This window comes from Streptomyces zinciresistens K42 (assembly GCF_000225525.1).
GTDB classification, from domain to species: Bacteria; Actinomycetota; Actinomycetes; order Streptomycetales; family Streptomycetaceae; genus Streptomyces; species Streptomyces zinciresistens.
Window position 1 is genome coordinate 1 of sequence record NZ_AGBF01000445.1, and the last position, 1,325, is coordinate 1,325.

Genomic DNA, 1,325 nt, shown 5'->3' on the forward strand with positions numbered 1-1,325 from the left:
GCCACCGCGTGCTGCTGGACGCGGTCCGGTATCTCGTGGACAACGGGATCAAGTGGCGGGCGATGCCGGCCGACTTCCCGCCGTGGGACCGGGTGTATGCGTTTTTCCGCCGCTGGCGCGACCACGCCCTGGTCAAGGAGTTCCATGACCGACTGCGCGCCCGGGTCCGCGAGCGGCTGGGCCGGGACCTGCAGCCGACGGCAGGCGTGATCGACTCGCAGTCCGTCAAGGCGGACGCCGTCGTCGGCGCCGACAGCCGCGGCTTCGACGGCGGCAAGCTGATCAACGGGCGTAAACGGCACGTCGTGGTCGACACGCTCGGCCTGCTCCTGGGCGTGATGGTCACGAGCGCGAATGTCGGCGACCGCGCCGCCGCCCAGGTCCTGCTGCACCAAGTCGCCGACGCCCACCACCTGCTGGCCCTCATCTGGGCCGACGGCGGCTACACCGGCCCCCTCGTCGAGTACTGCCTGGCCACGTTCGCCCTGGTCCTGACGATCGTCAAACGCAGCGACGACATGCGCGGCTTCGTGGCCCTGCCCAAACGGTGGATCGTCGAGCGCCTCTTCGCCCACCTCATGCGCACCCGCCGCCTGGCGCGCGACTTCGAACGCCGCACCACCAGCGCCGAGGCGATGATCTACTGGTCGATGACCCTGCTCATGACCCGCCGCCTGGCCCGTTCACCCCGCGGGCGGGCGTGAACCGGCCCGGCGCCGGCTCGGCCAGCCAGCCGCGCGCGACCAGGCGTTTCGCCTTCGACCGCAGCGCCTCCACCCGCGCCGGAACCACGTCCATGCCGAACAAAGCGGCCATCTCCTGGCAGGTCATCGGCCCCTGCCCGAGCCGGGCCCGGTCCGTGAGCGCGGTGAGGATGCGCTGGTAGTCCACCGACAACGCCGACCGCGCAAGCCCGTCACGCCACACCGGCACCTGCGATTTCGTCTTCGCCGCTTCCGGCGTTGGCGATGCCTCCTGGGCCTGCCCGTCGGCGGTTGGTGCAGTCTGGTCGGCCTGGTCGTGGCCATGCCCGGTCTCAGCCGCCGGGGCAAGCACCTCGCCCACCCGTGAGCGAGCGATGGCCCATTCCTTCCAGTCGCGCTCGGCCACGGCCAGTTCAGCCTGGATGCGGTCGGCCTCCTCCCGCAGCTCGTCCACGCGACGGCGAGCGACGAGCTCGCGCTGTTCCAGCAGCCCCACGACCGACGGCATCCATGACCTCCACAGCAGCGGCGACCCAACAGGCCACCACTCCCACAGGATCGCCGACCCTATGCCCGACCAGCGGAAACGCAGTCCTCAAGCCCGGAAAGACAACAGCTTCT

General features: G+C 70.7%; 2 protein-coding genes. One reads left to right on the forward strand and one right to left on the reverse strand.

What is annotated here, in order from left to right; all coding sequences use genetic code 11:
- On the forward strand, nucleotides 1–704 hold a 704-nt coding region (locus tag SZN_RS37115; RefSeq protein WP_007506522.1), incomplete at its 5' end, for an IS5 family transposase.
- On the opposite strand, the gene SZN_RS37120 is transcribed toward SZN_RS37115, so the two are convergent.
- Complete coding sequence (locus tag SZN_RS37120; protein WP_007506523.1) at nucleotides 661–1,212, reverse strand: hypothetical protein; 552 nt, start codon at nucleotides 1,210–1,212, stop codon at nucleotides 661–663. The genes SZN_RS37115 and SZN_RS37120 overlap by 44 nt on opposite strands.
- Between the last annotated feature and the right edge of the window lie 113 nt (nucleotides 1,213–1,325).